At 41.5% G+C, this 24,026-nt stretch carries 23 protein-coding genes; 12 read left to right on the top strand and 11 right to left on the bottom strand.

Features of this window, described 5'->3' with window-relative positions; translation table 11 throughout:
• Window positions 1-5: 5 nt before the first annotated feature.
• The 5 genes from DWY79_RS20475 to DWY79_RS20455 all read left to right on the top strand — a co-directional run bounded on the left by DWY79_RS20475 (window position 6) and on the right by DWY79_RS20455 (window position 3,082).
• A complete protein-coding gene (locus DWY79_RS20475; protein WP_048926930.1) occupies window positions 6-461 on the top strand; it encodes a DUF4252 domain-containing protein in 456 nt (151 codons plus the stop codon).
• An 11-nt stretch (window positions 462-472) separates the two neighbouring features.
• Window positions 473-985 (top strand): RNA polymerase sigma factor, encoded by a 513-nt coding sequence (locus tag DWY79_RS20470; RefSeq protein WP_005863772.1) that lies wholly within the window; start codon window positions 473-475, stop codon window positions 983-985.
• Entirely contained in the window at window positions 978-1,370 is a 393-nt protein-coding gene (locus tag DWY79_RS20465; protein ID WP_048926931.1) for a hypothetical protein, read from the top strand. The genes DWY79_RS20470 and DWY79_RS20465 overlap by 8 nt, the downstream gene beginning before the upstream one ends.
• Window positions 1,363-1,839: a DUF4252 domain-containing protein gene (locus DWY79_RS20460; protein ID WP_081024254.1), complete on the top strand. Its 477-nt coding sequence runs from the start codon at window positions 1,363-1,365 to the stop codon at window positions 1,837-1,839. The genes DWY79_RS20465 and DWY79_RS20460 overlap by 8 nt, the downstream gene beginning before the upstream one ends.
• Window positions 1,840-1,915: 76 nt before the next feature.
• Window positions 1,916-3,082, top strand: coding sequence for a 6-bladed beta-propeller (locus DWY79_RS20455; protein WP_048926932.1), 1,167 nt, complete (start codon window positions 1,916-1,918; stop codon window positions 3,080-3,082).
• A 35-nt stretch (window positions 3,083-3,117) separates the two neighbouring features.
• Here the strand turns inward: DWY79_RS20455 and mutS are convergent, their stop codons facing one another.
• The 11 genes from mutS to DWY79_RS20400 all read right to left on the bottom strand — a co-directional run bounded on the left by mutS (window position 3,118) and on the right by DWY79_RS20400 (window position 14,463).
• Window positions 3,118-5,703: a DNA mismatch repair protein MutS gene (gene mutS, locus DWY79_RS20450; protein WP_229036878.1), complete on the bottom strand. Its 2,586-nt coding sequence runs from the start codon at window positions 5,701-5,703 to the stop codon at window positions 3,118-3,120.
• Between the two features lie 85 nt (window positions 5,704-5,788).
• Complete coding sequence (fsa, locus tag DWY79_RS20445; RefSeq protein ID WP_005860406.1) at window positions 5,789-6,445, bottom strand: fructose-6-phosphate aldolase; 657 nt, start codon at window positions 6,443-6,445, stop codon at window positions 5,789-5,791.
• A 69-nt stretch (window positions 6,446-6,514) separates the two neighbouring features.
• Window positions 6,515-7,078: an RNA polymerase sigma factor gene (locus tag DWY79_RS20440; RefSeq protein ID WP_048926934.1), complete on the bottom strand. Its 564-nt coding sequence runs from the start codon at window positions 7,076-7,078 to the stop codon at window positions 6,515-6,517.
• Window positions 7,075-7,404, bottom strand: a complete 330-nt coding sequence (locus DWY79_RS20435; protein ID WP_122370241.1) for a hypothetical protein — start codon at window positions 7,402-7,404, stop codon at window positions 7,075-7,077. Before DWY79_RS20435 ends, DWY79_RS20440 begins: the two co-directional genes overlap by 4 nt.
• Window positions 7,405-7,431: 27 nt before the next feature.
• Window positions 7,432-7,656 carry an ATP-binding protein gene (locus tag DWY79_RS20430; RefSeq protein ID WP_048926936.1) on the bottom strand — a complete coding sequence of 75 codons (225 nt, stop codon included), beginning with the start codon at window positions 7,654-7,656 and terminating at the stop codon, window positions 7,432-7,434.
• A 98-nt stretch (window positions 7,657-7,754) separates the two neighbouring features.
• A complete protein-coding gene (locus DWY79_RS20425) occupies window positions 7,755-8,906 on the bottom strand; it encodes a hypothetical protein (RefSeq protein WP_122370239.1) in 1,152 nt (383 codons plus the stop codon).
• 1 nt (window position 8,907) lies between these two features.
• Entirely contained in the window at window positions 8,908-10,179 is a 1,272-nt protein-coding gene (locus DWY79_RS20420; RefSeq protein ID WP_009275478.1) for a DNA cytosine methyltransferase, read from the bottom strand.
• A gap of 336 nt (window positions 10,180-10,515) precedes the next feature.
• Entirely contained in the window at window positions 10,516-11,151 is a 636-nt protein-coding gene (locus tag DWY79_RS20415) for an outer membrane beta-barrel protein (protein WP_122370237.1), read from the bottom strand.
• A 12-nt stretch (window positions 11,152-11,163) separates the two neighbouring features.
• A complete protein-coding gene (locus tag DWY79_RS20410) occupies window positions 11,164-12,189 on the bottom strand; it encodes a DUF4848 domain-containing protein (RefSeq protein ID WP_122370235.1) in 1,026 nt (341 codons plus the stop codon).
• Between the two features lie 20 nt (window positions 12,190-12,209).
• On the bottom strand, window positions 12,210-12,572 hold the full coding sequence (locus DWY79_RS20405; protein ID WP_048926939.1) for a DUF3244 domain-containing protein: 363 nt from the start codon (window positions 12,570-12,572) through the stop codon (window positions 12,210-12,212).
• A gap of 181 nt (window positions 12,573-12,753) precedes the next feature.
• Window positions 12,754-14,463 (bottom strand): lipopolysaccharide assembly protein LapB, encoded by a 1,710-nt coding sequence (locus DWY79_RS20400; RefSeq protein ID WP_048926940.1) that lies wholly within the window; start codon window positions 14,461-14,463, stop codon window positions 12,754-12,756.
• A 406-nt stretch (window positions 14,464-14,869) separates the two neighbouring features.
• Between DWY79_RS20400 and DWY79_RS20395 the strand changes: the two genes are divergently transcribed.
• From DWY79_RS20395 to DWY79_RS20365, 7 genes are all read left to right on the top strand, one after another.
• Window positions 14,870-15,433 carry an ORF6N domain-containing protein gene (locus DWY79_RS20395; RefSeq protein ID WP_087345186.1) on the top strand — a complete coding sequence of 188 codons (564 nt, stop codon included), beginning with the start codon at window positions 14,870-14,872 and terminating at the stop codon, window positions 15,431-15,433.
• Window positions 15,434-15,457: 24 nt separating this feature from the next.
• On the top strand, window positions 15,458-16,015 hold the full coding sequence (locus DWY79_RS20390) for an ORF6N domain-containing protein (protein ID WP_122370233.1): 558 nt from the start codon (window positions 15,458-15,460) through the stop codon (window positions 16,013-16,015).
• Between the two features lie 89 nt (window positions 16,016-16,104).
• Window positions 16,105-18,945, top strand: coding sequence for a leucine--tRNA ligase (leuS, locus tag DWY79_RS20385; RefSeq protein ID WP_057317220.1), 2,841 nt, complete (start codon window positions 16,105-16,107; stop codon window positions 18,943-18,945).
• On the top strand, window positions 18,942-19,820 hold the full coding sequence (locus tag DWY79_RS20380) for a YitT family protein (RefSeq protein WP_005860386.1): 879 nt from the start codon (window positions 18,942-18,944) through the stop codon (window positions 19,818-19,820). Before leuS ends, DWY79_RS20380 begins: the two co-directional genes overlap by 4 nt.
• An 87-nt stretch (window positions 19,821-19,907) precedes the next feature.
• Window positions 19,908-20,489, top strand: coding sequence for a non-canonical purine NTP diphosphatase (locus DWY79_RS20375; RefSeq protein ID WP_008773198.1), 582 nt, complete (start codon window positions 19,908-19,910; stop codon window positions 20,487-20,489).
• 1 nt (window position 20,490) lies between these two features.
• Complete coding sequence (locus DWY79_RS20370; protein WP_122370231.1) at window positions 20,491-22,821, top strand: T9SS type A sorting domain-containing protein; 2,331 nt, start codon at window positions 20,491-20,493, stop codon at window positions 22,819-22,821.
• 4 nt (window positions 22,822-22,825) lie between these two features.
• Entirely contained in the window at window positions 22,826-23,899 is a 1,074-nt protein-coding gene (locus DWY79_RS20365; RefSeq protein ID WP_122370229.1) for an acyltransferase, read from the top strand.
• The last annotated feature ends 127 nt before the right edge of the window (window positions 23,900-24,026 follow it).

Raw genomic sequence — 24,026 nt, 5'->3', positions numbered from 1 at the left:
TTACAATGAAAAGATTACTAGCGTTACTGGCCATCCTCCTTATCAGCCAAGTAGGATACGGGCAGCAGAAGATGGATCAATTATTCAATGCTTTCCGGGGTGAAAGCGATGTTACTTCCGTAAATATCGGAAACATAACGATGAAGCTAGCCAGCCTGTTCACCGAGACAATGGGAGTAAACGGTATAGAGATCCTTGAATTTGATAATTGTGCCCAAGAGGTGAAAGACCGACTGTCTACCGCCATACGGAACCTGAGAGATCCTGATTACGAGACGATGGTCACGGCAAATGAAAGGGACAGTCGCACGAAAGTTCTTGTCAAAATAAAAGAGGATATGATCCGTGAACTGGTCATATTCACGACAGGAAACGACAATGCGTTAATCCGTATCAAAGGAAAGATCAGCCCGTCCGATCTAGACCGGGTAATCAATGAGCACAAAACTGGAAATCATTAAGGGCGATACCGATGGACGTTGATGTTTTTAAACAACGGTTCCTTCCATTTCATCCTAAACTCTATCGAATCGCTTATGCCTTATTAGACAATAAAGCGGATGCGGAAGACATACTTCAAGATGCCTATTGCAAATTATGGAATAAAAGGGATGAGCTGGGAGACATCCAGAATCCGGAAGCATTTTCCATAACATTGGTCAAGAATCTTTGTCTGGATTTCCTGCGCTCGCCTAAAGCAAGCCGAAGAGACAACGAAGAGGCATTGGAGACCGTTCTATTAACGACCGACTCCTCGCCGGAAAAGGAACTGGAAGAAAAGGAGGATATCCGGCATATACAGGAACTGATCGAGCAGCTCCCCGAGAACCAGAGGCAGGTAATCCGCCTGCGTGGTATTGAGGATTGTTCCTATGAGGACATTGAACAGATTACAGGGCTTAGCTCCTCTAATATAAGAACATTACTTTCCCGGGCACGCAAATTGATCCGGGAGAAACTAGAAAAAGCAAGTTGTCATGGATGATAAAAAGATAGATGAACTAATAAACAAGGCACTCCAAGAGGATTTAGCCTTACCGGAGGGACTTTCCGAAAGGCTGGAACGACGAATCGACTTCCTAGCCCAAGAAGAGGTATCTCCCCGAGTCTCACGAAGACGTTCCTTCTATTGGATAAGCGGAATCGCCGCCGCTATTCTTGGCGCCCTATTCCTCATCTTCACGGAGACAAATCGTCCGGCTCCCACTATGGCCGATACCTTTACCGATCCTGAAGAGGCAGCTGTCGTAGCCCAAAATGCCTTGGCGTTCATGTCTAGGAATTTAAACAAAGGTCTCGGGCAGGTCAATGAAGCCGGTCAAGAGATCACAAAAATAAACAAGATCGTAAATAAACATTTAAATGATTAATACAATGAGACTCAAACAACTATATACAATACTGCTTCTCTGCTGCGTGAATATCTGTTTTGCCCAGAACAAGCTTTTCGACAAATATGCGGATATGGACGATGTTACTTCCGTATATATCTCCAAGAAGATGTTTCAGATGATGCCGGTCATGGAAACCGCCGGACTCAACCTTGCCAATCTGAAAGGGAAAATAGAATCCCTGCAAATACTCACCACCCAAAAAGCGGATTTGAGGGAACGAATGCGAGGGGAGCTCAAAGCCTTGATCGGAAAGGACCATGAGGAACTCATGCGAGTAAAAGACGGAAAGACCAAAGCCAATTTCTACGTCAAGCAACAAGGAGAACTGATACAGGAGTTGATCATGATAGCCGACATGGACGATGGGGGTTTCAGCGTCATGCAATTGTTAGGGCGTTTTACGCTCCAAGATGTGCAGGAAATTACCAGTGAGATCAACAAATAATTAGGATAATTTCGTGAAAACCATCGGCTTTTTATAGTATCTTCACCACCATAAGTTAAACAAAAATCATACGCGTATGAAAAGATTCATTTTTACAGGGATAATCATCCTGTTTGTTATGGCTGGATGTGGAGGCGACCATTCATCGACCGATGGTCTTATAACCGTGGATGTAAACGATAGTTATTCAACCAAAAAAGAGTTGGTCCTTCAAGACTTCATGGATGTGGAGTATATTCCGCTGGAAACAAACGATGAGTTTATCAATCGGGCATGCGTGCAGGCGGTTGGCGAGAAATACATAATCGTGACAAACTTTTACGATGATGGCAATATTTTCGTATATGGCCGGAACGGAAAAGCTATTCGCAAAATAAATCGCAAGGGACAAGGTGGAGAAGAATACGTGTCTATGAGATCGGTTTCGTTAGATGAAGAAAACGAAGAGATTTTCGTAAATGATTTTCATGCGAAAAAGATAAGGGTTTATGATTTGGAAGGAAATTTCAAACGAAGTCTGAATCAAAGAAGCGAGAAAAGTTCGTTTTACGTGGAAATGCTTGATTATGACAAGGACAACTTGATTTGCTATGATAAGTTTAATTTTGAGGTACCGTTCTTGCTTGTGTCGAAGCAAGATGGAAGTATAACGAAAGAAATCACGGTTCCATATAAAGAGAAGCAATTATTCCATATCGTTGAAAGACTTTATGATAAAGGAGAAACAAGAGCAGCTGGACCAGGTCCGTATAACAGTATAATTCCTTTTAAGGGTAATTGGATTCTATTTGAGGCCTCTGCAGATACGGTCTACACCTTAATGCCTGATTACAGTTTGCGCCCGCTTATCGCACGAACACCCCCTATCCACACCATGGATCCGGGCGTTTTCGTCGTCTTAAGATTGATTTCCGATCGTTATTATTTCATGGAAAGCGTAACGAATATATATGATTTTAACACAGGAGAAGGTTTCCCGAGAAAGTACTTCGCATACGATACGCAAGAAAAGAAATTTTTCAACTATATCACATACAACGATGATTATTCTTATAAGAAAGAAATCTATATGGTGACATTTCCTCCCATCAATTCAAAAGGCGAATTGTGTTCTACCATCAATGCTTCCGATCTTTGCCAGGACTATAAAAGGGGAAAGCTGAAAGGCAAACTAAAAGAGGTAGCCGCGACATTGGAAGAGGATGACAACCGGGTGGTAGTGTTGGTGAGACCTAAAAAGTAAACGATTACCAATCATCGGTAATACGATCAAGCGGATTATTTCCCCGTAATAATCCGCTTAATCTCACTCAGTTTGTTCAAGGCTTCCAAGGGGGTAAGATTATTCACGTCCAAGTTCTTGATCTCATCCCGTACTTGGCTCAACACCGGATCATCCAACTGGAAGAAACTCAGCTGATACCCCTCGGCGGCAGACGCGATCGCTTTTACAGGTTTACCCCCGATGCCTTCCTGACGATTCTCGGACTCCAACTGCTTCAAGATCTCATTCGAACGCTTCACGATGCTTTTAGGCATACCGGCCATTTTCGCCACGTGGATACCAAAGCTATGCTCGCTTCCTCCCGGTATCAACTTACGCAAGAATATCACCTTATTCCCTACTTCCTTGACCGATACGTTATAGTTCTTGATCCGCTTAAAGGCACGCTCCATCTCGTTCAGCTCGTGGTAATGGGTAGCGAACAGCGTTTTCGCCTTCGCATTCGGGTGCTCATGAATATATTCCACGATCGCCCAAGCGATCGATATGCCATCGTAGGTACTGGTACCCCGCCCTAACTCGTCGAAAAGCACCAAGCTCCGGGAAGTCATATTATTTAATATATCGGAAGCCTCATTCATCTCGACCATAAAAGTAGACTCACCCACCGAGATATTATCCGAGGCGCCTACACGGGTAAATATCTTATCCACGATACCGATATGGGCGCTCTCGGCCGGAACAAAGCAACCGATTTGCGCCATGAGCGTAATCAAGGCTGTCTGACGCAATAAGGCGGACTTACCGGCCATATTCGGACCCGTGATAATGATGATCTGTTGTTTCTCGTCATCCAGATAGACATCATTGGCGATATAAGGTTCTCCCAAGGGCAGTTGTTTCTCGATTACCGGGTGGCGACCTCCCTTTATGTCGATCTTGTCGGAATCACTCACGACCGGACGGATATACTTATTCGCCTCCGCAGCCTTAGCGAAAGATAAAAGGCAATCGATACGCCCGATCAAGTTCGCGTTCATCTGGATAGGCGGAATATACTCCGTCAAGGCCAATACCAGCTCATTGAAAAGGCGAGTCTCCAAAGCAAGGATCTTTTCTTCCGCCCCTAATATCTTCTCCTCGTATTCCTTCAACTCCTCGGTAATATAGCGCTCGGCGTTCACCAAGGTCTGTTTACGGATCCAATTCGCCGGGACTTTATCCTTATGGGTATTACGTACCTCTATATAATAGCCGAAGACGTTGTTGAAAGCGATCTTCAAGCTTGGGATACCCGTCAATTCGATCTCGCGCTGCTGTACCTTCAACAAATAATCCTTGCCGGAATAAGCGATGGCACGCAAGTCATCCAATTCCTCGTTGACACCCTTCGCTATAATTCCCCCCTTATTGACCAAAGAAGGGGGATCGTTATTAATCTCTTTCTCAATCCGGTCGCGGATCAAGGCGCAAACGTTCAACTGCTCCCCGATCCGGCATAAGCTAGGCTCCTCACTCGCCATACATGCCTCCTTGATCGGCTCGATCGCACGAAGCGCGACCTTTAGCTGAACCACCTCACGAGGAGATACACGGCCGACAGCCACCTTGGAGATAATACGCTCCAAGTCGCCGATCTGCTCCAACTGCGTATCCAGCAACTCCTTTGTCTCCGGTTCACGGAAGAAATAATCCACGACCTCTTGGCGTTCTTGGATCGGTTTTACATCCTTTAGCGGGAATAGTATCCATCGGCGAAGCATACGGGAACCCATCGGCGAGATCGTCTTATCGATCACGTCCAACAAGCTTGTTCCCTCATCGTTCATCGTACCCACCAGTTCCAAGCTGCGTACCGTAAACTTATCCAAGCGGACGTATCGATCTTCCTCGATACGAGATAAAGCGGTGATATGGGAAATATGCGTGTGCTGGGTCTGGTCCAGATAATACAGAATCGCCCCGGAAGCGATAATACCTAATTTCAAGTGTTGTACGCCAAAACCCTTCAAGTTCTTCGTCTCGAAATGCTTCAACAGGCGATCCTCGGCGGCCGAGGTCGTAAAGATCCAATCATCCAGCTCAAAGATAAAGAAACGAGGACCGAAAGCCTCCTCGAAACGTTTCTTGTTTCCCCGTTCGATCAACACTTCCTTCGGGGAAAAATTATTGAGTAATTTGTCGATATAGTCAATAGAACCCTCCGCCGTCATGAACTCGCCGGTAGAGATATCCAAGAAAGAGATACCACATACCTCCTTGGCGAAATGGATAGAGGCCAAGAAATTATTCTCTTTATGATTCAGTATATTATCATTGATGGAAACACCGGGAGTCACCAATTCCGTAATTCCCCGCTTCACCAATTTCTTAGTCAATTTAGGATCTTCCAGCTGATCACAAATAGCCACACGCTTACCGGCCCGCACCAATTTCGGCAGATAAGAATCCAAGGCATGATGTGGAAATCCCGCCATCTCAACATGCTGCCCTACGCCATTCGCACGTTTGGTCTGTACGATACCCAGTATTTCCGCGCCAATCACGGCGTCCTCGCCATACATCTCGTAAAAGTCTCCAACCCGGAATAAAAGGATAGCGTCCGGATGTTTCGCTTTTATATCGAAATACTGCTTCATCAAAGGGGTTTCCACAACTTTTGCCACGATAGTAATCTTTTAAATGCGTTTACGAATTAATCCGCACAAAGGTACTATTTTTTTTCTATCCGTTTACTTTCTTATAATCCGCTAGAAAAGTAGCCAGCCCACTATCCGTTAACGGGTGTTTCAATAAGCCTTTAATGGCGGACAAAGGACAAGTAGCCACATCCGCCCCGGCCTCCACGCATTGGATGATATGCTGGGTGCTACGGATAGAAGCCGCCAATACTTGGGTATCATAATCGTAATAATCATACATTTCCACGATCTTACGTACCAGCTCTATCCCGTCGCTGGCGATATCATCCAAACGCCCGACGAACGGCGATACATACGTAGCCCCGGCCTTAGCCGCCAATAACGCCTGACCGACAGAGAAAACCAGCGTACAATTCGTACGGATGCCTTTTCTGGTGAAATATTTTATCGCTTTAATCCCCGCTTCGATACAAGGTACTTTAACGACTATATTAGGATGTAAAGCTGCCAACTCCTCCCCTTCTTTTATCATGCCCTCTAAGTCGGTAGCGATTACCTCGGCGCTTACATCCCCGCCCACGATCTCGCAAATTTCCAAATAGTGTTTCCGTTGATTTTCCACCCCCCGGATTCCCTCTTTCGCCATTAAGGACGGATTAGTCGTCACGCCATCCAATACTCCCAATTCATTCGCTTCCCGGATTTGATCCAGATTCGCCGTGTCAATAAAAAACTTCATAGCTTTACACTTTAATGTTACGTATTTATATAACCCTTCTGATTCGCTATTAGTTCTAAATCAACCGCCTCAATCGCCTACTAATTCGATATACAAGTCGTTAAGCCATTTGCGGAGATGTAAGACGGCGTATCTTTTCCGGGACAGAAGCGTATTCACCGGAACATCCGTCGCCTCGGAGATCTCCTTAAAAGAAAAGCCTTCCAGCTCGGTCAACTCAAAAACCGTACGCTGCTCATCCGGCAACTCCGCTAAAGCGTTCTCTAACTCCTCCCATACCAAGGAACGGATAAAATCCATCTCAGGGGACTGATCCTCATCCATCAGCCACTCAGAAATCTCATTCATAAACCTTCCTTCCGAATCTTCCCCTTGCTTATAGGGCATTGGCTCCTCCGTATGCTTCCTGCTACGATCTATGATCTGGTTCCTCGCCACGGAATAAAGCCAAGCAGATACTTGCCCTATCACGGTACCCTCCGAGTCTGTTTTCAACAGTTGGTAAAAAACATTTTGTAAGATATCCTCGCAATCCTCTTTGGAGGGGACTCGTTTAGAGATAAAACTCTTTAGCTGAGATTGGTATTTCCTGAATATATCCGATATAGGTATATTTTCAGTCTGCCGTGTCATTCTTTCTCCTCATTAAAGCCATTCATCCATCTACGAATAAAGGCTTTTTTCTCCTCCAGAGATACATGTCCCATCCGCTCATGAAAACGCCTATGCTCTTTCCACCAATTCACATTCCGGTTACCCATGAAACCGAAGTGATGCCAAGGTCCCCCAAACAATAGGCGTGTCAATACCATCAAGCCTGCCGCCTGCCAGTAATTGATAGTCGTCCAGCCCGTGATAGACGGGATCAAGGCATTCCACAACAACATAACCACTGCTACGATCGCCGCGAAGACAGCGATAAATATAACGACGTGCGTTATTTTTCTCCATGCGTTCATATTACTTATCTGATTTTTTATTCGTTTTTACTTTGTGGTCACTAACTCAATCGCCTTAGCAGGACATATATGGACACATTTCCCGCATCCTACGCAGTTTTCCAGATATTCCACGGAAGCCAGCAGGCAGTGTCCGTTATCGATCATCTTCAACACATCGCGCCTACATCTATCAACGCAACTTCCACATCCTGTACAATCATATGAGGCTATCTCCAAAGAGAGTACCTCCTTCTTTTTATGCCAAAACATCTTTTCTTCTCTTTTAATTATTAAACTTCATTCTCGAGTCAGACATGTCCTTCTATTTAGGGAGACGATCGAGAAGAAAAGATATTTTATGAGAATACTTATTTTACAGACAAAGTATATTTCCTATCGATCCATTCGGCCAATGAAATACCGCCCAATTCTTCGATAGTCTCTTTCCTTTTATAAGGTTTTAGTTGATGAATACGTTTCCAAATATCATTAAGCCAGACCTCATATCGGTTAGGCAACATAAGTTCTGGACGGAATTCCGATATATCTAAGTCTAAATCATCACTATAAAGAAGATAGTTCTTTATTAAAGTCGCAGATTCTAACAACTCACCAACCACATGCGGTAAAGGAAAAGGCAGAAGTTCATCATTCAGTTTCAATTGTTGGCCCCCTGCGGAAAAAGTGTCCCGCATATGAAAATTAACAACAGACCGGCGCGTACATAACCATAAGGCAGCATTCTCATAATTCCCACTCACTACTTCCGGGAATAAAATAAATATCTCCGCTTTTAGTCTCTTATTCCTTTCCGGATCCGCATATTCTCCATTATCCACCCACAGGCTTATATTCATATCCGTATGCTCCTCCAAACTTTCCTCAGCGGAAGTGCCCAACCACCAAGGCATAGCTTTCTTTTTGGCTTTAATGGCTTTTTCCCTATAATATTTTCGAACGATCTCTATAGAATCCGGAGCATTCCTTAATTGATCATAAGCAACTCCCATCTTACTAAAAATAGTCTGCTCTTTCGTTAATTCCATATTAATCAAATAACGGGGAGAATGGGTAACAGCTATATCGGAGAGACAATCCTCATAAGGACGGCACTTAAACTCCGCCGTCTTACCTCCCAGTTTGCCGAAGAGCATATAGATATTTTCTACATTCTTATCACGTGTAGACTCCACGATGCTACTTCCCGTAGATGTCCAATGGTTCTCTTTTGTAGATTTTACCTCAACCCCATAATATTTCTCCGCGATAATATCTGGAAAATATTGGGCGGAAACCAAGCGTATCTCCTCCACACGGAAAGGAGTTCTACCGCAAAGTTCTTTCATCACGTTCACTACTACATTTTCCAGTTCCTTACTCTTACAATCGCAATACGTACCCGGAATAGCAGCTGCTTTTTCATTCAAGTATGATTCCAGCATAAACATAAAATCCGCAAAAGCCTCATCCGCTTTTTGAAGATTTCTATTACGCACAGTAATAATATTCTCCTCTTCCATATTATCTCTTTTTAAAATACAACGGCCATAAAGTCTGTATGCGATTCGCTATATGATACGCTAATACTGGAGGAACCGCGTTACCGATCACCTTATAAGCGCCTGAGGCACTTAACTCAAAACGTGTACTGTTCTTTTTATGGGAGACAAACGTATAATCCGGCGGAAACGTCTGTATCAAAGCACATTCTCGAGGAGTTAAGCGACGTTCTTGTAAACCGGCGTCTAATTCTTCCGTAATAACGCCCCCATGCTCCCGGGATAAACGACGGTATTCTATATTTCCATGATGCTCGGAACGAATCGTCGGGCCAATATTATCCAGCGCGATCTCCTTTTGACCTTGACAATGAGCTCCCATATATTTCGCCTGTGAATAATACCGCTGGGATGGATCTTCTGTCCTATCCGGTTCCTCCAATCCTACAAATACATCCCGACAAACCACCGGTGGCAATAGTTTCTTATCTTCCACGGTGCAAGCATGTGTCGGACTCGGATAAGGATCGTAAGCTTTGGGTATCTTCTCCTCTTGAAGCGCTCTTAAAGCCTTAACCTTTAACGCGGACTTACGTATCCCGATAAAAATCACACGCTCTCTAGACTCCGGAACCCCATAATTGCCCGCATGTAAAACTTGAGGATCTAAAACAATATATCCATCCCCAGCCGCATGGGCGAAGTCTCTCTGAATAATACTTTTCACGTCTCCCAGATTCACCAGTCCCTTCACGTTCTCCGCGATAAATATCTTGGGTCTCGTAATATCGATCACCTGCTTCATCCAATAGTAAAGTTTACCCCTCGTCTCTTCCGAGGCCTCATCGTCCTCACGCAATTTCCCGGTATGATCCTTATTCGACTCAAATCCCAGACGTTTACCAGAGACACTGAAATCCTGGCAAGGAAAACCTCCCGTGACGACATCTATATTTTTAGGGAAAACTTTTTTCCCCGCTCGATGCTCTTTCACCAAGTCTACGATACTCTTTGTATTATAAACGTTTTTATCATATCCGAATCGATCCATATATTGAAGCCAAGCGGTTTGTGCCTCTTTCAATATATCATTCGCAAAGACCGTTCGAAAACGATTCTTCTGTAAACGAACCCAGTGTTCATCGATAACCTCTTGAACCCAGGTACTTTGAGGAGATATAGACTTACGATGACATATAAAATCCCCCTCGAATCCTAAATCCATGCCCCCACATCCAGAGAACAGGGACAAGACCCGTAGTTCATTTGATGTATCAACCTCCTTTTCACTCATTTTCATATTCGATCCTTACTATAAGATATGCTTAAAGAACCACAAATTTACGAAGAATTTCAATTTTTTTGTTTTCATAGTCAATTGATTTTGATTCGGCATCCACTATTGGATAGTTTGTCAAAGATAGTTCTTAATCACGAGAGAGACAATATCGCAAACAAAAAATGCCTCAATAATTCTTGAGAATCTATATACATTATACAAGCAAAAGCCATGCATAGAATTATCTCTCTACACATGGCTCTTTTCACGTACTCTTTTCTTATAGGCAGTTATTCATCTTTGTTTTGGTTCCAAATAAAACATTATGTGTTTCTATACTTTATTATTCTATCATTTCAAAACAAAAGGAACATATACAGAGAGCATCAAATCCGAAAGATGTCCACGACGGCCATTAGCCGGTCCGTTATTGAAATGCTTCAAGGTATTGAAACAGCCATACTGATAAGAAAGGCCGAACTCACAATGCTTGCTTAAACGATATCCCACCTTCGCCATCACGGACAGGTCAAACACGGCTTGTGGCTGTACATAAAGCGTAGGAGCGATACCGACACCTAAATGGAATTTCTTGGCAAAACGCCAATTCCAACTAGCGGCTACGGAGATAGGCATGACAAATTCATCAATCGTCTCAGTACCACCTTTGAATATATGTGAACCACCTTCCATACCTTCGTAAGAAAGATAACGAGAAGACTTGACAGTTTCCATTTTTTGGAATCCCATCGTCATATCCAAGTCATAGAAGAATTTCTGTTCCGGAAGGAATCGGAAGCGATAACCGATCATACTATTCAATTTATAATCGTTCCGATAATCCAAATTCGATTTATCCCCCCAAGTAGTCTCCTTCCAACCGTCCTGCAAAGGGAATCCAACACCAGCACCTACTAATAACCCATGCTCTACTTGAGCGAAAGCTGAAGTTGTTATTAACAATAATAAAAATAAAACTTTTTTCATCGTATTAAATATTTATCCTTCTCTCAGTAGTATTGACGAATAACCCTTAAATGGAATGTCATCGGCTTGAATTTCCAAAGTTCCATTAAGTATCCAAAGAGGTGAATAGGCATTTTTACCACAAATACCTAAATCAATTGTATTTTTACCATAAGCTGCATATTTTAGTTTAAGTGGTTGATCATTACAACTCAAAAATTGCCCATTGTTAGGATTTGTAACACCAAAACCTACACCAGATCCTTTCACTCTATAATCTAAATACACATCTGCATGGTGTTTTTTCCACATCACCTTTTTTTTCTGACTAAGTATTTCACAACTTACTACCCGATATTCTTGATTAGATATCATCCGAGAACCTGTAAATTTAGGAATTGCTCTTGCTTTTACATAATCACCACCAGGTATTTGATATTTAATTTCAGCACAATTCATATCAGATTCAGTTGTGGCTCCATTACTACCATACAATGATATTCCTAATCCAAAATATTCCTCTAAAGATTCATATACAGCAGTATATACAACACTATCTCCAATTAAAAACAATCCTTGCCTATTTACAAAAGGACTATACGTGGAACCTTTTAATTTATAATGCGCAATAAAATCTGTAGAATCATAAGGTTCAAACATGAAAACATCATCATATTTTTGTTTGAATTCTTTAATTTTATGAGCAGGCCAAGGTTGGCTAAGATCTTTCTCATAATTGTCTACAATAAGCTCCTGTTCTTGATCTGCTTCTTGCATAAGTTGCCATTGACTTACGAAACCAGCTCCCGAGAAAATATTATTTATCTCTTCTTCTGACATATCATTCATCTCCCAAAGCATCGCATTAAATACGGAATCATTCTTGAACTGAATACATTTATCTCCCGCATAATCTACAATTTGGAAATCTGCTTCACCAACAAAAGCCTTCGTTTGTAATCCTGTCGTTTCAGCAACCTTAATCAACTCCGCATCATTACTACATGACATCATTAATAAAGTACATGCAGATGCTAAAAGCACTGTCTTTTTGTCCATACATCTAAAATTTAAATTATTTATAAATTAAAAAGACCTTCTGCGTAGTTTTCTGAATCTGATATATAAAGTCCATAAGATCCAGAAGTACATTCATCTAATGAGATAATACTAGAAGAAACATCTTGTGTATCCACTATCTCCTCATAAACGATATTTCCATTCGCATCCGCAACAGATACTCGTACCTCTCCTACATATTCCAAAAACTCCAAGGATAAAACTTTTGAGGTTTCATCTATGTCTGCTTTTATAGGTACATCCAAATTTACAGATCGCTGTTTTTTCTTAAGATGACCATGTAAAGGCACATGACCTGCAAAAGATGGAATACAAATTGAAAAAATAAACAACACTGCTAGTAGCCATTTTACATTTTTCATAATCTCTCTTTTTTGTTATGTTTCGGTTGCAAATCTAGAGATTATATATGATCTAAAGGGGTTAAATTATGTAATCCACATAGACAAAGAAAAAAACGTAAACACTTGACAATCAAATACTATAAAAACAAATACATAGACAAACAATCGTAGAGCCCCTTAAATGAAGGTTTATTACATACTAAATATTAACAAGAGATTCATACAATCCTTGTTTACCTTCCCAATTTAATTTCTTTCGTACTCGCAAACGTGTACGATCGACGGAAGTAGGAATAATATTTAAAAGGATAGATATAGCTGTTGAATCAAGTTTAAATAATGTAAGGAAACAAAGATGCATCTCCGATGGTGACAAGCCTGCATCCTTCAGTACCTTTATAACACTAGGGTAAACTTCCATCATCAAAACTTCAATATCAATCCACATTTTTTCGGAAACGGGTGCTTCAGAATGATTAGGCTGCACAGTTTGAGATATTTTCTTTATTTTTTTAGCTAAATTACTATTGAGAATTTTAGATTCTCTTAATTCGAATAATCGAGATCTCAAGCTATCTACCTCTTTCTTTACATTTTCATATTCCACTTGCATTTTCACCGAAGAATGCTGAGTATTTTGCAATTGGATTAGTTCATCACTCTTTCTCCGAAGTTCTGCATATAATTGATATATGCTTTGATTCAAAGTATTAATTTTTTCTTGTTGTTTTAAAAGTGAACGATTCTTTCTTCTTATCGTAGCTAAATAGACAATAATGAGTAAAGCACATAAAAATAACAATATCAATATAAAAGTATAATTCCTTTGCCCCTTTAATAGTAATCTTATATTTTCATTATGCAATTTCAAATGTTCATATTTTTGTTCTGTATCATATATATCGACAGATTTACTTATATTCATAAGGGAATCCTCTGCTGCTACATATTCTTCATAAAAAGACAAAGCTCTTTTATAATCATCTCTTTCTTTATTTATTTTATAATAATGATAAGCAATAGTAGCCGGTACAAAATCATTATCTATGGATACACTATTAGCCTTTTGAAGATAATTTTCCGCTTGTTCTAAATTTCCACGCTTTTGCTCAAGATCTGATAAGGTCAAATAATCCGAAGCAGTATCACTCGAATCCTCTTTTATGCTCTTCAATAAATATTTTTCAGCTAAATCATATTTTTCCAAAACATTAAATATATTACCTAGACCATTGTATACATAATTTCTAACCTCATCTACTCTCAAGGAATCTATTATCACTTCTGCTCGCTTCAATATAGTTAAAGCTAAATAATTAGAATCAACATCCATATAACTCCTTCCCTCATTCACAAACGAACGCACATAGCTTTTCATATTACCGGCCAATCGAAAATACCGTCCGCTCTCCTTATATTTTTTTGCAGCTAACACATAACGATCATCCAGTTCATACAAATCCCCCATATAACTACAAATATACCCGGCACGATTATAGTTCTTAATCGCCAACGCTACCTCCAGCGCATCGGAGTAAGCCCTCATTGCCTTCTCGTACTCCTTATCCTCCACATACGAACGCCCCAGATAAAGGCCGATCTCAGCCTCCTCTTCCCGCATCTTTTTCTTTTGATAGTATTTCAAGGCGATCTCAAGCTGGTTCGTATAAGGCATTTCGTCCTCTATTTTATCGGCGGCACGTGCGTACAACATACACCAACGGGCTATCAGACGGGGACTCATCTCTTCCGGGAGCGGAATGGAATCCAATGTAGTGATTACGCTATCCGGATAGGCATCAAACAGGCGTTCCGCCTGATTGATCAAACGGATTTCCTCAGATTCATTTTGGCATCCTACCACAAGGAAAGTCAAGGAAGTTAATAGTATATATATAAATGACTTCATCCTTTATTATAGATAAGCAAAATTAAATATTTTTAATTCATAAACAAACGATAGAACAACAAAATAACAAATACAAGAAGAAAAAACACACAATAAGTCCATGCAAAGGTATCAAGTTATATATACATGAATATCAGTGATATAAAAACATCATCATGTTTTCCGGAAAACACGTACATGTTTTTCCGAAAAGTCGTACGTGTTTTTCATAAATCACGTACGTGTTTTTCCCGGAAATCTTATAAGGAAAATAAGAACACATAAAAAATAGACAATAAGCCGGATCAGCAATAATTCATTGTACAACTTACAAATGCAACCAATCATTAATATCCAACTAGCTTATTGCTTATCTCAATTATTTTACAAACCTTTGCGACCATAATATTAAACTAAAATCTTTACTATGGAATTACAAACGATACAAAACAAGATTCACGAGATCAGAGGTATGAAAGTCATGCTGGATTTTGATCTGGCGGAAATGTATGGAACGGAAACTGCCCAATTGAAACGTGCGGTCAGACGTAATATAGAACGCTTTGAAGGAGATGATTTCATGTTTGAGTTAACCAAGGAGGAACTTTCAAGATGCCAATTTGGTATCTTGAATAAAGGAAGAGGTAGTAATTTCAAATATAAGCCTTTTGCTTTCACGGAATTAGGGGTGGCTATGCTTAGTAGTGTGCTAAATTCTAAAACTGCCATAGAAATCAACAGAAACATTATGAGAGCCTTTGTCGCTATCCGGAATTATACCTTACAAACTATCACTAGTTCCATCGAAATTAAAGAACTACAAGAACGTATCAAATCTCTTGAAATGGCTAATGAGGAAACCCTTTGCGCTATCAATGATCTCAGTGAAGACACCCAAAAGTCTTTGGATGATATTTACATAGCTCTTTCCGAACTGGCTACAAAGAAAAAGAACAATGCTAAAAAGCCTAAAATTGGTTATATCAAATAAAGTAAACTAATAAGTTCTTATACTATGGAATTACAAGCGATACAAAACAAGATTCACGAGATCAGAGGTATGAAAGTCATGCTGGATTTTGATCTGGCGGAAATGTATGGAACGGAAACCGCCCAATTGAAACGTGCGGTCAGACGAAACATAGAACGCTTTCCTGATGATTTTATGTTCACATTAACAATTCAAGAATTTAACAACTTGAAAAACAATATGGTATGCCAAATTGGCATCTCAAAGAAAGGAGGTAACCAATATGCTCCATTCGCTTTCACGGAGCAAGGTATAGCAATGCTTTCTTCTGTACTCAGATCCGATACAGCCATTAAAGTCAATATCTCTATCATGCGTGCTTTCGTCGGCATACGACAAATAATAAGTTCTTCCTCCCCTTTGCTTGAACTCCAACAAGAAGTAAAGGAACTCAAAGCGTATATCGAAGAAGCATTTGCCGATTACAACAACATCAACGAAGATACCCGCACGCAACTTGAGCTAATCAATCTGTCACTCGCTGAGTTACAAGTGAAAAGAACCGAGAATCAATCTCGCCCCCGGATTGGTTACGTGAAATAAACAGTTCATGTAAATAACTCATATAAAATAAATAAATTCACTAACTTTGTGGCCTTAAATAGAAAACGATACAAAAACGATAAACGATCATGGAGTACAATTTCAGAGAGATTGAGAAGAAGTGGCACGACTACTGGATTGCCGAAAAGGTTTATAAAGTCGAAAAGGACACGAATAAGCCTAAATACTATGTATTGGACATGTTCCCCTATCCTTCCGGTGCGGGATTGCACGTTGGCCACCCGCTCGGTTATATAGCTTCTGATATTTATTCGCGTTTCAAACGTTTGCAAGGTTTTAACGTATTGCACCCGATGGGTTACGACGCTTACGGATTGCCCGCGGAGCAATACGCCATCCAGACCGGCCAACATCCGGAGATCACGACAAAGAATAATATAGCCCGTTATCGGGAGCAATTGGAAAAGATCGGTTTCTGCTACGATTGGAGCCGTGAGATCCGTACCTGTGATCCCGAATATTACAAATGGACGCAATGGGCCTTCATCCGGATGTTCAACAGCTACTACTGCAACGACGAGAAGCAAGCCCGCCCGATCAGCGAGTTGATACAGGCTTTCGAGACCAGTGGTACGGAAGGTCTGAACGTAGCTTGCGGAGAGGAACTTAGTTTCACCGCCGAGGAATGGAAAGCCAAGAGCGATAAAGAAAAACAAGAGATATTACTCAACTACCGGATCGCTTATCGTGGAGAGACCATGGTAAACTGGTGTGCCGCCTTGGGTACCGTATTAGCGAATGATGAGGTCGTGAACGGTGTTTCCGAGCGTGGAGGCTATCCGGTGGAACAAAAGATCATGCGCCAATGGTGCTTACGTGTATCCGCTTACGCGCAACGCCTGTTGGACGGATTGGATACGATCGACTGGACGGATTCCTTGAAAGAGACCCAAAAGAACTGGATCGGACGCAGCGAAGGTGCCGAGGTTCGCTTCAAGGTAAAAGACAGCGACAGGGAATTCACGATCTTTACGACCCGTGCCGATACGATGTTTGGTGTTACCTTCATGGTATTAGCTCCGGAAAGCGAATTGGTTCAACAATTAACTACGGCAGACCAAAAAGCGGAAGTAGACGCTTACCTAGATCGTACCAAGAAACGTACCGAGCGCGAGCGCATCGCCGACCGTCAGGTAACCGGTGTATTCAGTGGTTCCTACGCTATTAACCCGTTTACGGGCGAGGCGGTTCCCATCTGGATCAGCGACTATGTATTGGCCGGCTATGGTACGGGAGCGATCATGGCGGTTCCGGCGCACGATAGCCGCGACTACGCTTTCGCGAAGCATTTCGGACTGGAAATCCGTCCGTTGGTAGAAGGTTGCGACGTAAGCGAGGAAAGTTTCGATGCCAAGGAAGGTATCGTATGCAATTCTCCGAGAGCCGGCGTTACTCCTTATTGCGATCTTTCCTTGAACGGACTGACGATCAAGGAAGCGATAGCCGCTACCAAGAAATACGTAAAAGATCACGATCTGGGACGTGTGAAGATAAACTACCGCTTGCGCGACGCTATCTTCAGCCGCCAGCGTTATTGGGGCGAACCGTTCCCGGTATATTACGACGCCGATGGCATGCCTCAGATGTTGCCGGAAGAATGTCTGCCCTTGTTGCTGCCGGAAGTAGATAAATTCTTGCCTACCGAGACGGGCGAGCCTCCATTAGGACACGCCGTTAAATGGGCTTGGGACACGGTAAACCAAAAAGTCACCGAGGTATCAAAGATAGATAACCAGACGATCTTCCCGCTGGAACTTTGTACGATGCCGGGCTTCGCCGGTTCTTCCGCTTATTATTTGCGCTATATGGATCCGCGTAATGATAAAGCCTTGGTAGCTAAAGACGTGGATGAATATTGGAGAAACGTGGATTTATATATCGGTGGTACGGAACACGCTACCGGCCACTTGATCTACAGCCGTTTCTGGAATAAGTTCTTGTTCGACTTGGGTATCGTTTGCGAGGAAGAGCCGTTCAAGAAATTGATCAACCAAGGTATGATCCAAGGACGCTCGAACTTCGTGTACCGCATCAACGGAACCAATAAATTCGTTTCCTTGAACTTGAAAGACCAATACGAGGTCACCCCTATCCATGTAGACGTAAATATCGTATCTAACGATCTGTTGGATATAGAGGCTTTCAAGAACTGGCGTCCGGAATACAACGACGCAGAGTTCGTATTGGAAGATGGTAAATATATCTGCGGATGGGCGGTCGAGAAGATGTCCAAATCCATGTTCAACGTAGTGAACCCGGATATGATCGTTGAGAAATATGGTGCCGATACCCTACGTTTGTACGAGATGTTCCTAGGCCCGCTGGAGCAATCCAAGCCTTGGGATACGAACGGTATCGACGGCGTACACCGTTTCTTAAAGAAGCTTTGGGGCTTGTTCTTCGGCAATACGGATACCCTGCAAGTTACCGATGCCGAGCCTACGGCCGACGAATTGAAATCCTTGCATAAGCTGATCAAGAAAGTAACGTTCGACATCGAGCATTTCTCATACAACACGTCCATTAGCGCCTTCATGATTTGCGTGAACGAGTTAACGAGCTTAAAATGCAGCAAGCGCGCCATCTTGGAGCCGCTGATCACCTTATTGGCTCCGTTCGCTCCCCACATCACGGAAGAGCTATGGCATCAATTAGGACATGATACGACCATCTGCGATGCCCAGTGGCCGGAACATAACGAAGAGTATCTGGTAGAAAAATCAGTTACCTACGTCATCTCATTCAATGGTAAAGCCCGTTTCAACCTCGAACTTCCGGCAGATATCTCCCGTGAAGACGCTGAGAAGGCGGCCTTGAGCCATGAGAACTCAGCGAAGTGGATGGAAGGCAAGACCGTTAAGAAGGTAATTGTCGTTCCCGGCAAAATCGTTAATATCGTAGTGGGATGAACTTAAAACTCACAAAAATCTATTTTTCCGTACAGGATTATCTAATGATCCTGTTCGGAACTCTATTATACGGATTCGGATTCAACGCCTTTATCCTTTCCAACGAAATCGTGACAGGTGGGGTAAGTGGTATCTGTGCGTTGATCTTCTTTGCCTCCAATGGATTGATCCCGGTATCCGTATCTTATTTTGTCATCAACGTAGCCTTGTTGGTGGTAGCCTTAAAGATCCTTGGTCTAAAATTCTTGATAAAAACTATTTTCGGAGTTTTCTCACTCTCGGCTTCTCTCTCTCTCTTCGAGTGGCTGCTGAAAGGACAACCTATACTGCACGACCAGCCGTTTATGGCTATCATAATCGGAGCGTTCATGTGTGGTGCCGGACTAGGATTGGTATTCTCGGCGAACGGTAGTACCGGAGGTACGGATATTATCGGTGCGGTAATCAATAAATATAAGAATATATCGATCGGACGTATCCTTCTGTTTTGCGATTTCTTCATCATCAGTTCCTCTTTCTTCCTGTTCCATAACGTGGACAAGATCGTTTTCGGTTTCGTGGAGATGGTCATAAGCAATTACGTTCTCGACATGGTATTGAACGGTAACCGCCAATCCGTACAATTCCTCATCTTCTCCCAGAAGTACGACGAGATAGCGGATCGCATCATCCATGACTTAGGCCGTGGCTGCACGATACTGGACGGCGAGGGCGGTTATTCCCGCAAACCCGTCAAGGTAGTCGTACTACTCGCCAAGAAATCCGAATCCGTCTCCATCTTCCGGATCGTGAAACGGATAGACCACCAAGCGTTCATCTCCCAAAGCATTGTCCGAGGGGTATATGGTGAGGGGTTCGATCAGATAAAGACTTAAAAAAGAATATACAAACAATTTAAAGCATTTCCATACGTTATATATCTACCGTATAGAAATGCTTTCTTATTTAATAGATTACGAAATATGAAACTTGTATTCGCGACAAATAATCAACACAAACTGGACGAGGTCCGCAAGATAACCGCCGGATACGCGGAAATCATAAGTTTATCCGATATCGATTGCCATGACGATATCCCCGAGACGGCAGATACCTTAGAGGGAAATGCTTTGCTAAAAGCCCGCTATATCAAAGAGAAATTCGGATATGATTGTTTCGCTGACGACACGGGATTAGAAGTCGAGGTATTAAATAATGCTCCGGGAGTCTATTCGGCTCGTTACGCAGGAACGGAGCACGACTCGGAAGCTAATATGAACAAGCTGTTGTCTGAAATGAATCATAAAGAAAACAGAAAAGCACGTTTCCGCACGGTCATAGCTCTAGTCCTTGACGGAAAAGAATATACCTTCGACGGTATCGTGAATGGCTCTATCACTACCGAAAAACGCGGAGATAGCGGATTTGGATACGATCCTATATTCATGCCTGATACCTATACACAAACTTTCGCCGAGATGGGTAACGATACAAAAAACCAGATCAGCCATCGTGCGAAAGCCGTCATGAAGTTAACATCATTTTTATCTGATTACAATTGTTAATATGAGACATATACTTACTATCATTCTATTTTCATTCTTTTCATTCACTGTATTAGCCGCGAATTTTAATACAACCGGATGGAAAACGTATCTTTCTTACAATAACACAAACAGCGTAGAGGAATCGAACGACCAAGTATTTGTGGTAGCGGAAGGATCTCTTTATACGTATGGAAAAGAAGATAATAGTATTAAGCAATATTATAAAGGAAACGGATTAAATGATAATACGATTTCTTTGATCCGCTATAATAAACAAACAAAATCACTCCTTATTATCTATGATAATTCAAATATAGATATACTTGAGGGAGGAGTGGCGACAAATCTACCTTATCTGTCGACCAGTACGTCCATAAGAGACAAACAAATCAATTCAGTATTGGTACATGATGAATATGCCTATTTATCGACAGCATTCGGTATCGTCGTGGTCAATATGGCCAAAAAGGAAATAAAGGATACCTACAAGCTTTCCTTAAATATAACATCGTGTGCCATACAGAATGGCAATATATATGCCTCTACAACCAATAAGGCAGAAGTATCTTCGGGGATTATATACGCCTCATTAAAAGAGAACCTACTGGATAAGGCAAACTGGAAGCCCTATGGATTATCAAACCTTTCCGATAGTCATACGATCTCAGCTATCGCTTCATTCAAGAATACTTTGTTCTACTTGGTCAGTCAGCAAGGTATCTTCTATGAAAACAATGGAGAGCTTTCCCGAATAATAAATAGCTCAACCCTAAAATACATGAAAGTAATAGGCGAAAAATTAGCATGTATAGATAACTCAAGGGTTTTCATCGTATCCGATACGCAAAAGTTTGACCAAATAAACTTAAGTATCAATGATATCAGTACCTATCAAACAGACAAATATTGGATAGCGGAAGGAAGCAAAGGGCTACGTTCTATCCAACGGAAAGGATCAAATAGTTTTGAGGCTCTTAATGAACCTATCATTTTAGACGGACCTTACAGCAATAGCGCATTCGATATTGTTTGTAAAAATGATAAAGTATATATGATCATAGGAGGTAAAGACCTCCTAAATGGTAAACGCTTCGACAAAGGAGGTTATATTCTTACATACGATTATGATAAATGGTCTTTTATCGATCCTAAAGAAGCCCAAAAGAAACTCAATTTACCAAGAAATCCACGAGACTATACAAGTATAGCCGTAACGACCGATGATTCTAATGATGAGATCGTATACGCCTCTTCCATGGGTGATGGCGTTATCCAATATAAGAATGGAACTCCCGTCCAGTCATACAATGAAAAGAATGCCTTTAAAGAAACCGCGGGAGGCTATGGGTCCGGTTATTGTTATATAGATGGACTGGCCTTTGATAAAAATGGAAATTTGTGGATGACAAGCTCAGAGGTTAACCATGCGGTACTTGTTCTTGACAAAGCAGGAGCATGGCATCGTTTGGATATCGAGCAACTTAGAGGAGTTTATACAATAAACGATATACTTATAACCTCCACTAACGACAAATGGATTTATGTGCCTCGTAACACCCCTAAACTTGTAATGATACCGAATAGCGAGTCTTTAGATGAAGTTTCCTCGTATGAGTTTACTACACTTATTGATACCGACGGAAAAGAATTGACTCCTAGTAATTATACATGCGTAGCCGAGGATAAGGATGGATATATCTGGGTTGGTACGAATCGGGGAGCCGTATACTTCACTAAACCTAGGATCTCTTCCGCTGAGGATAAAGCCGCTACACGTTGTACAAGGGTAAAATATACCAATGAGGAAACTGGTAATCTCGCTTATTTCTTAGATAACGTTGTTGTCACGACCCTAAAAGTAGACGCAGGTAATCGAAAATGGATTGGAACCAAAGGAAATGGCGTCTATGTTCTAGATAATGATAATGAGACAATCGTTTATCAATTTAATACGACCAATAGCCCGCTCCTTTCCGATAACATATACGATATAGAGATAAACGATAAGACCGGTGAGGTTTTTATCGGTACCGATAAAGGACTAAATTCCTATCAAGGAGAAGCTTCGGAAGGTAAATCTGATTACTCGGAGATCTATGCATATCCTAATCCGGTACGTCCCGAACATATGGATAAAGTAACGATTGTAGGATTAATGGATAATTCGAATGTAAAAATCACGGATTTAAACGGAAATATTATTTATCAAACTAAATCCTTGGGGGGGCAAGCTATCTGGAATTGCCGGAACGCAAGCGGATCACGTGTAGCGACAGGCGTATATCTTGTACTAGCTTCCACAGAGGAAGCCTCAGAGAGCGTTGTAACAAAAATCATTGTAGTCAAATAGAACAATGAATCAATCAGAGAAAGTTTTACTCAACTCCAGATTAATAAATCAAGTAAAAGAAGCGAATAATTTTGATTTTATTCGCTTCTTTCTTGCGTATTCTGTCATGTTCAACCATTTCAGCACACTGACAGAGACAGATCCTTTTTGGTTTGTTAGCGGAGGATTTCGAGTGAAAGGTTTCTTTATTATTAGTGGATTTCTTGTTATGTTTAGCTTCTTACGTACGCCTAATACCCGGATTTTTTTCCGTAAACGTATTCAACGTATTATGCCCGCCTACAGCTTGACTATTTTATTATGTGCCTTAATCGGATTATTCCTTACCTCTTTATCCTGCAGGGAATACCTCACCTCTTCTAGCTTATACACCTATCTTATCTGTAATTTACTTACATTTAACTTTTTATCGCCGGATTTACCCGGCGTATTCGATACCAATCCTTTACAAGCGATGAATGGGTCTTTATGGACTATCAAGGTTGAATTCATGCTATATATCACCATACCCATTATCTATTGGTTACTGAAAAGATACAATAAATTGGTATGCCTACTTCTTATTTATATCTTATCTTTCATCTACTCGACAACGTGTAATTATTTAGATGATATGACACACAACCCTATTTATGAATTCATGAAAAGACAATTCCCCGGACAAATGATGTACTTTTGTTCCGGTATTATCATACTTGCCTATTTCCCTGTTTTTCGAAAATATATGAGATATTTGTTCCCTGTCAGCCTATTTCTTTTATTGGGTAGAGAGTATATGTTGCTGAGTATTTTCGAGCCTATCGCTCTAGCCTCTATCATTATCACGGTAGCTTATGGATTCAAGTGGTTACATGTATTCAATCGGATGGGAAATTTCTCGTATGGTATCTTCTTGATTCATTTCCCGATCATCCAAATATTCATTCATTACGGACTTGATCGGTATAGCTTGATATTGACATTGGCTCTTACCACTATCCTTAGCACCGGATTGGGTATGTTATCTTGGAAATACATAGAGAAACCTTGTTTATATCATCCTAAAAAGAAAAACCAGACGAACGCAATGCTCGGATGATCTGATCTGTTATCTTCTCCGCTCCTTTCGCAGCGATTAATGCCAAGAACCAAATTCCACCATCCGTAAAAGAGGAAGGTGTCTGAAAAGGATACCTTCTTTTTTGTTATGCTGCCCGTTCATTATC

This window comes from Parabacteroides sp. AF27-14, assembly GCF_003635425.1.
In the GTDB taxonomy this organism is placed as follows: Bacteria; Bacteroidota; Bacteroidia; order Bacteroidales; family Tannerellaceae; genus Parabacteroides; species Parabacteroides distasonis.
This window is presented reverse-complemented; position numbering and strand designations above follow the sequence as displayed.

Excerpts from the sequence above, each read along its gene's own strand:
- DWY79_RS20475 (WP_048926930.1), top strand. The coding sequence starts at position 6 with ATGAAAAGATTACTAGCGTTACTGGCCATCCTCCTTATCAGCCAAGTA.
- DWY79_RS20470 (WP_005863772.1), top strand. The coding sequence starts at position 473 with ATGGACGTTGATGTTTTTAAACAACGGTTCCTTCCATTTCATCCTAAA.
- DWY79_RS20465 (WP_048926931.1), top strand. The coding sequence starts at position 978 with ATGGATGATAAAAAGATAGATGAACTAATAAACAAGGCACTCCAAGAG.
- DWY79_RS20460 (WP_081024254.1), top strand. The coding sequence starts at position 1,363 with ATGATTAATACAATGAGACTCAAACAACTATATACAATACTGCTTCTC.
- DWY79_RS20455 (WP_048926932.1), top strand. The coding sequence starts at position 1,916 with ATGAAAAGATTCATTTTTACAGGGATAATCATCCTGTTTGTTATGGCT.
- mutS (WP_229036878.1), bottom strand. The coding sequence starts at position 5,703 with ATGAAGCAGTATTTCGATATAAAAGCGAAACATCCGGACGCTATCCTT.
- fsa (WP_005860406.1), bottom strand. The coding sequence starts at position 6,445 with ATGAAGTTTTTTATTGACACGGCGAATCTGGATCAAATCCGGGAAGCG.
- DWY79_RS20440 (WP_048926934.1), bottom strand. The coding sequence starts at position 7,078 with ATGACACGGCAGACTGAAAATATACCTATATCGGATATATTCAGGAAA.
- DWY79_RS20435 (WP_122370241.1), bottom strand. The coding sequence starts at position 7,404 with ATGAACGCATGGAGAAAAATAACGCACGTCGTTATATTTATCGCTGTC.
- DWY79_RS20430 (WP_048926936.1), bottom strand. The coding sequence starts at position 7,656 with ATGTTTTGGCATAAAAAGAAGGAGGTACTCTCTTTGGAGATAGCCTCA.
- DWY79_RS20425 (WP_122370239.1), bottom strand. The coding sequence starts at position 8,906 with ATGGAAGAGGAGAATATTATTACTGTGCGTAATAGAAATCTTCAAAAA.
- DWY79_RS20420 (WP_009275478.1), bottom strand. The coding sequence starts at position 10,179 with ATGAGTGAAAAGGAGGTTGATACATCAAATGAACTACGGGTCTTGTCC.
- DWY79_RS20415 (WP_122370237.1), bottom strand. The coding sequence starts at position 11,151 with ATGAAAAAAGTTTTATTTTTATTATTGTTAATAACAACTTCAGCTTTC.
- DWY79_RS20410 (WP_122370235.1), bottom strand. The coding sequence starts at position 12,189 with ATGGACAAAAAGACAGTGCTTTTAGCATCTGCATGTACTTTATTAATG.
- DWY79_RS20405 (WP_048926939.1), bottom strand. The coding sequence starts at position 12,572 with ATGAAAAATGTAAAATGGCTACTAGCAGTGTTGTTTATTTTTTCAATT.
- DWY79_RS20400 (WP_048926940.1), bottom strand. The coding sequence starts at position 14,463 with ATGAAGTCATTTATATATATACTATTAACTTCCTTGACTTTCCTTGTG.
- DWY79_RS20395 (WP_087345186.1), top strand. The coding sequence starts at position 14,870 with ATGGAATTACAAACGATACAAAACAAGATTCACGAGATCAGAGGTATG.
- DWY79_RS20390 (WP_122370233.1), top strand. The coding sequence starts at position 15,458 with ATGGAATTACAAGCGATACAAAACAAGATTCACGAGATCAGAGGTATG.
- leuS (WP_057317220.1), top strand. The coding sequence starts at position 16,105 with ATGGAGTACAATTTCAGAGAGATTGAGAAGAAGTGGCACGACTACTGG.
- DWY79_RS20380 (WP_005860386.1), top strand. The coding sequence starts at position 18,942 with ATGAACTTAAAACTCACAAAAATCTATTTTTCCGTACAGGATTATCTA.
- DWY79_RS20375 (WP_008773198.1), top strand. The coding sequence starts at position 19,908 with ATGAAACTTGTATTCGCGACAAATAATCAACACAAACTGGACGAGGTC.
- DWY79_RS20370 (WP_122370231.1), top strand. The coding sequence starts at position 20,491 with ATGAGACATATACTTACTATCATTCTATTTTCATTCTTTTCATTCACT.
- DWY79_RS20365 (WP_122370229.1), top strand. The coding sequence starts at position 22,826 with ATGAATCAATCAGAGAAAGTTTTACTCAACTCCAGATTAATAAATCAA.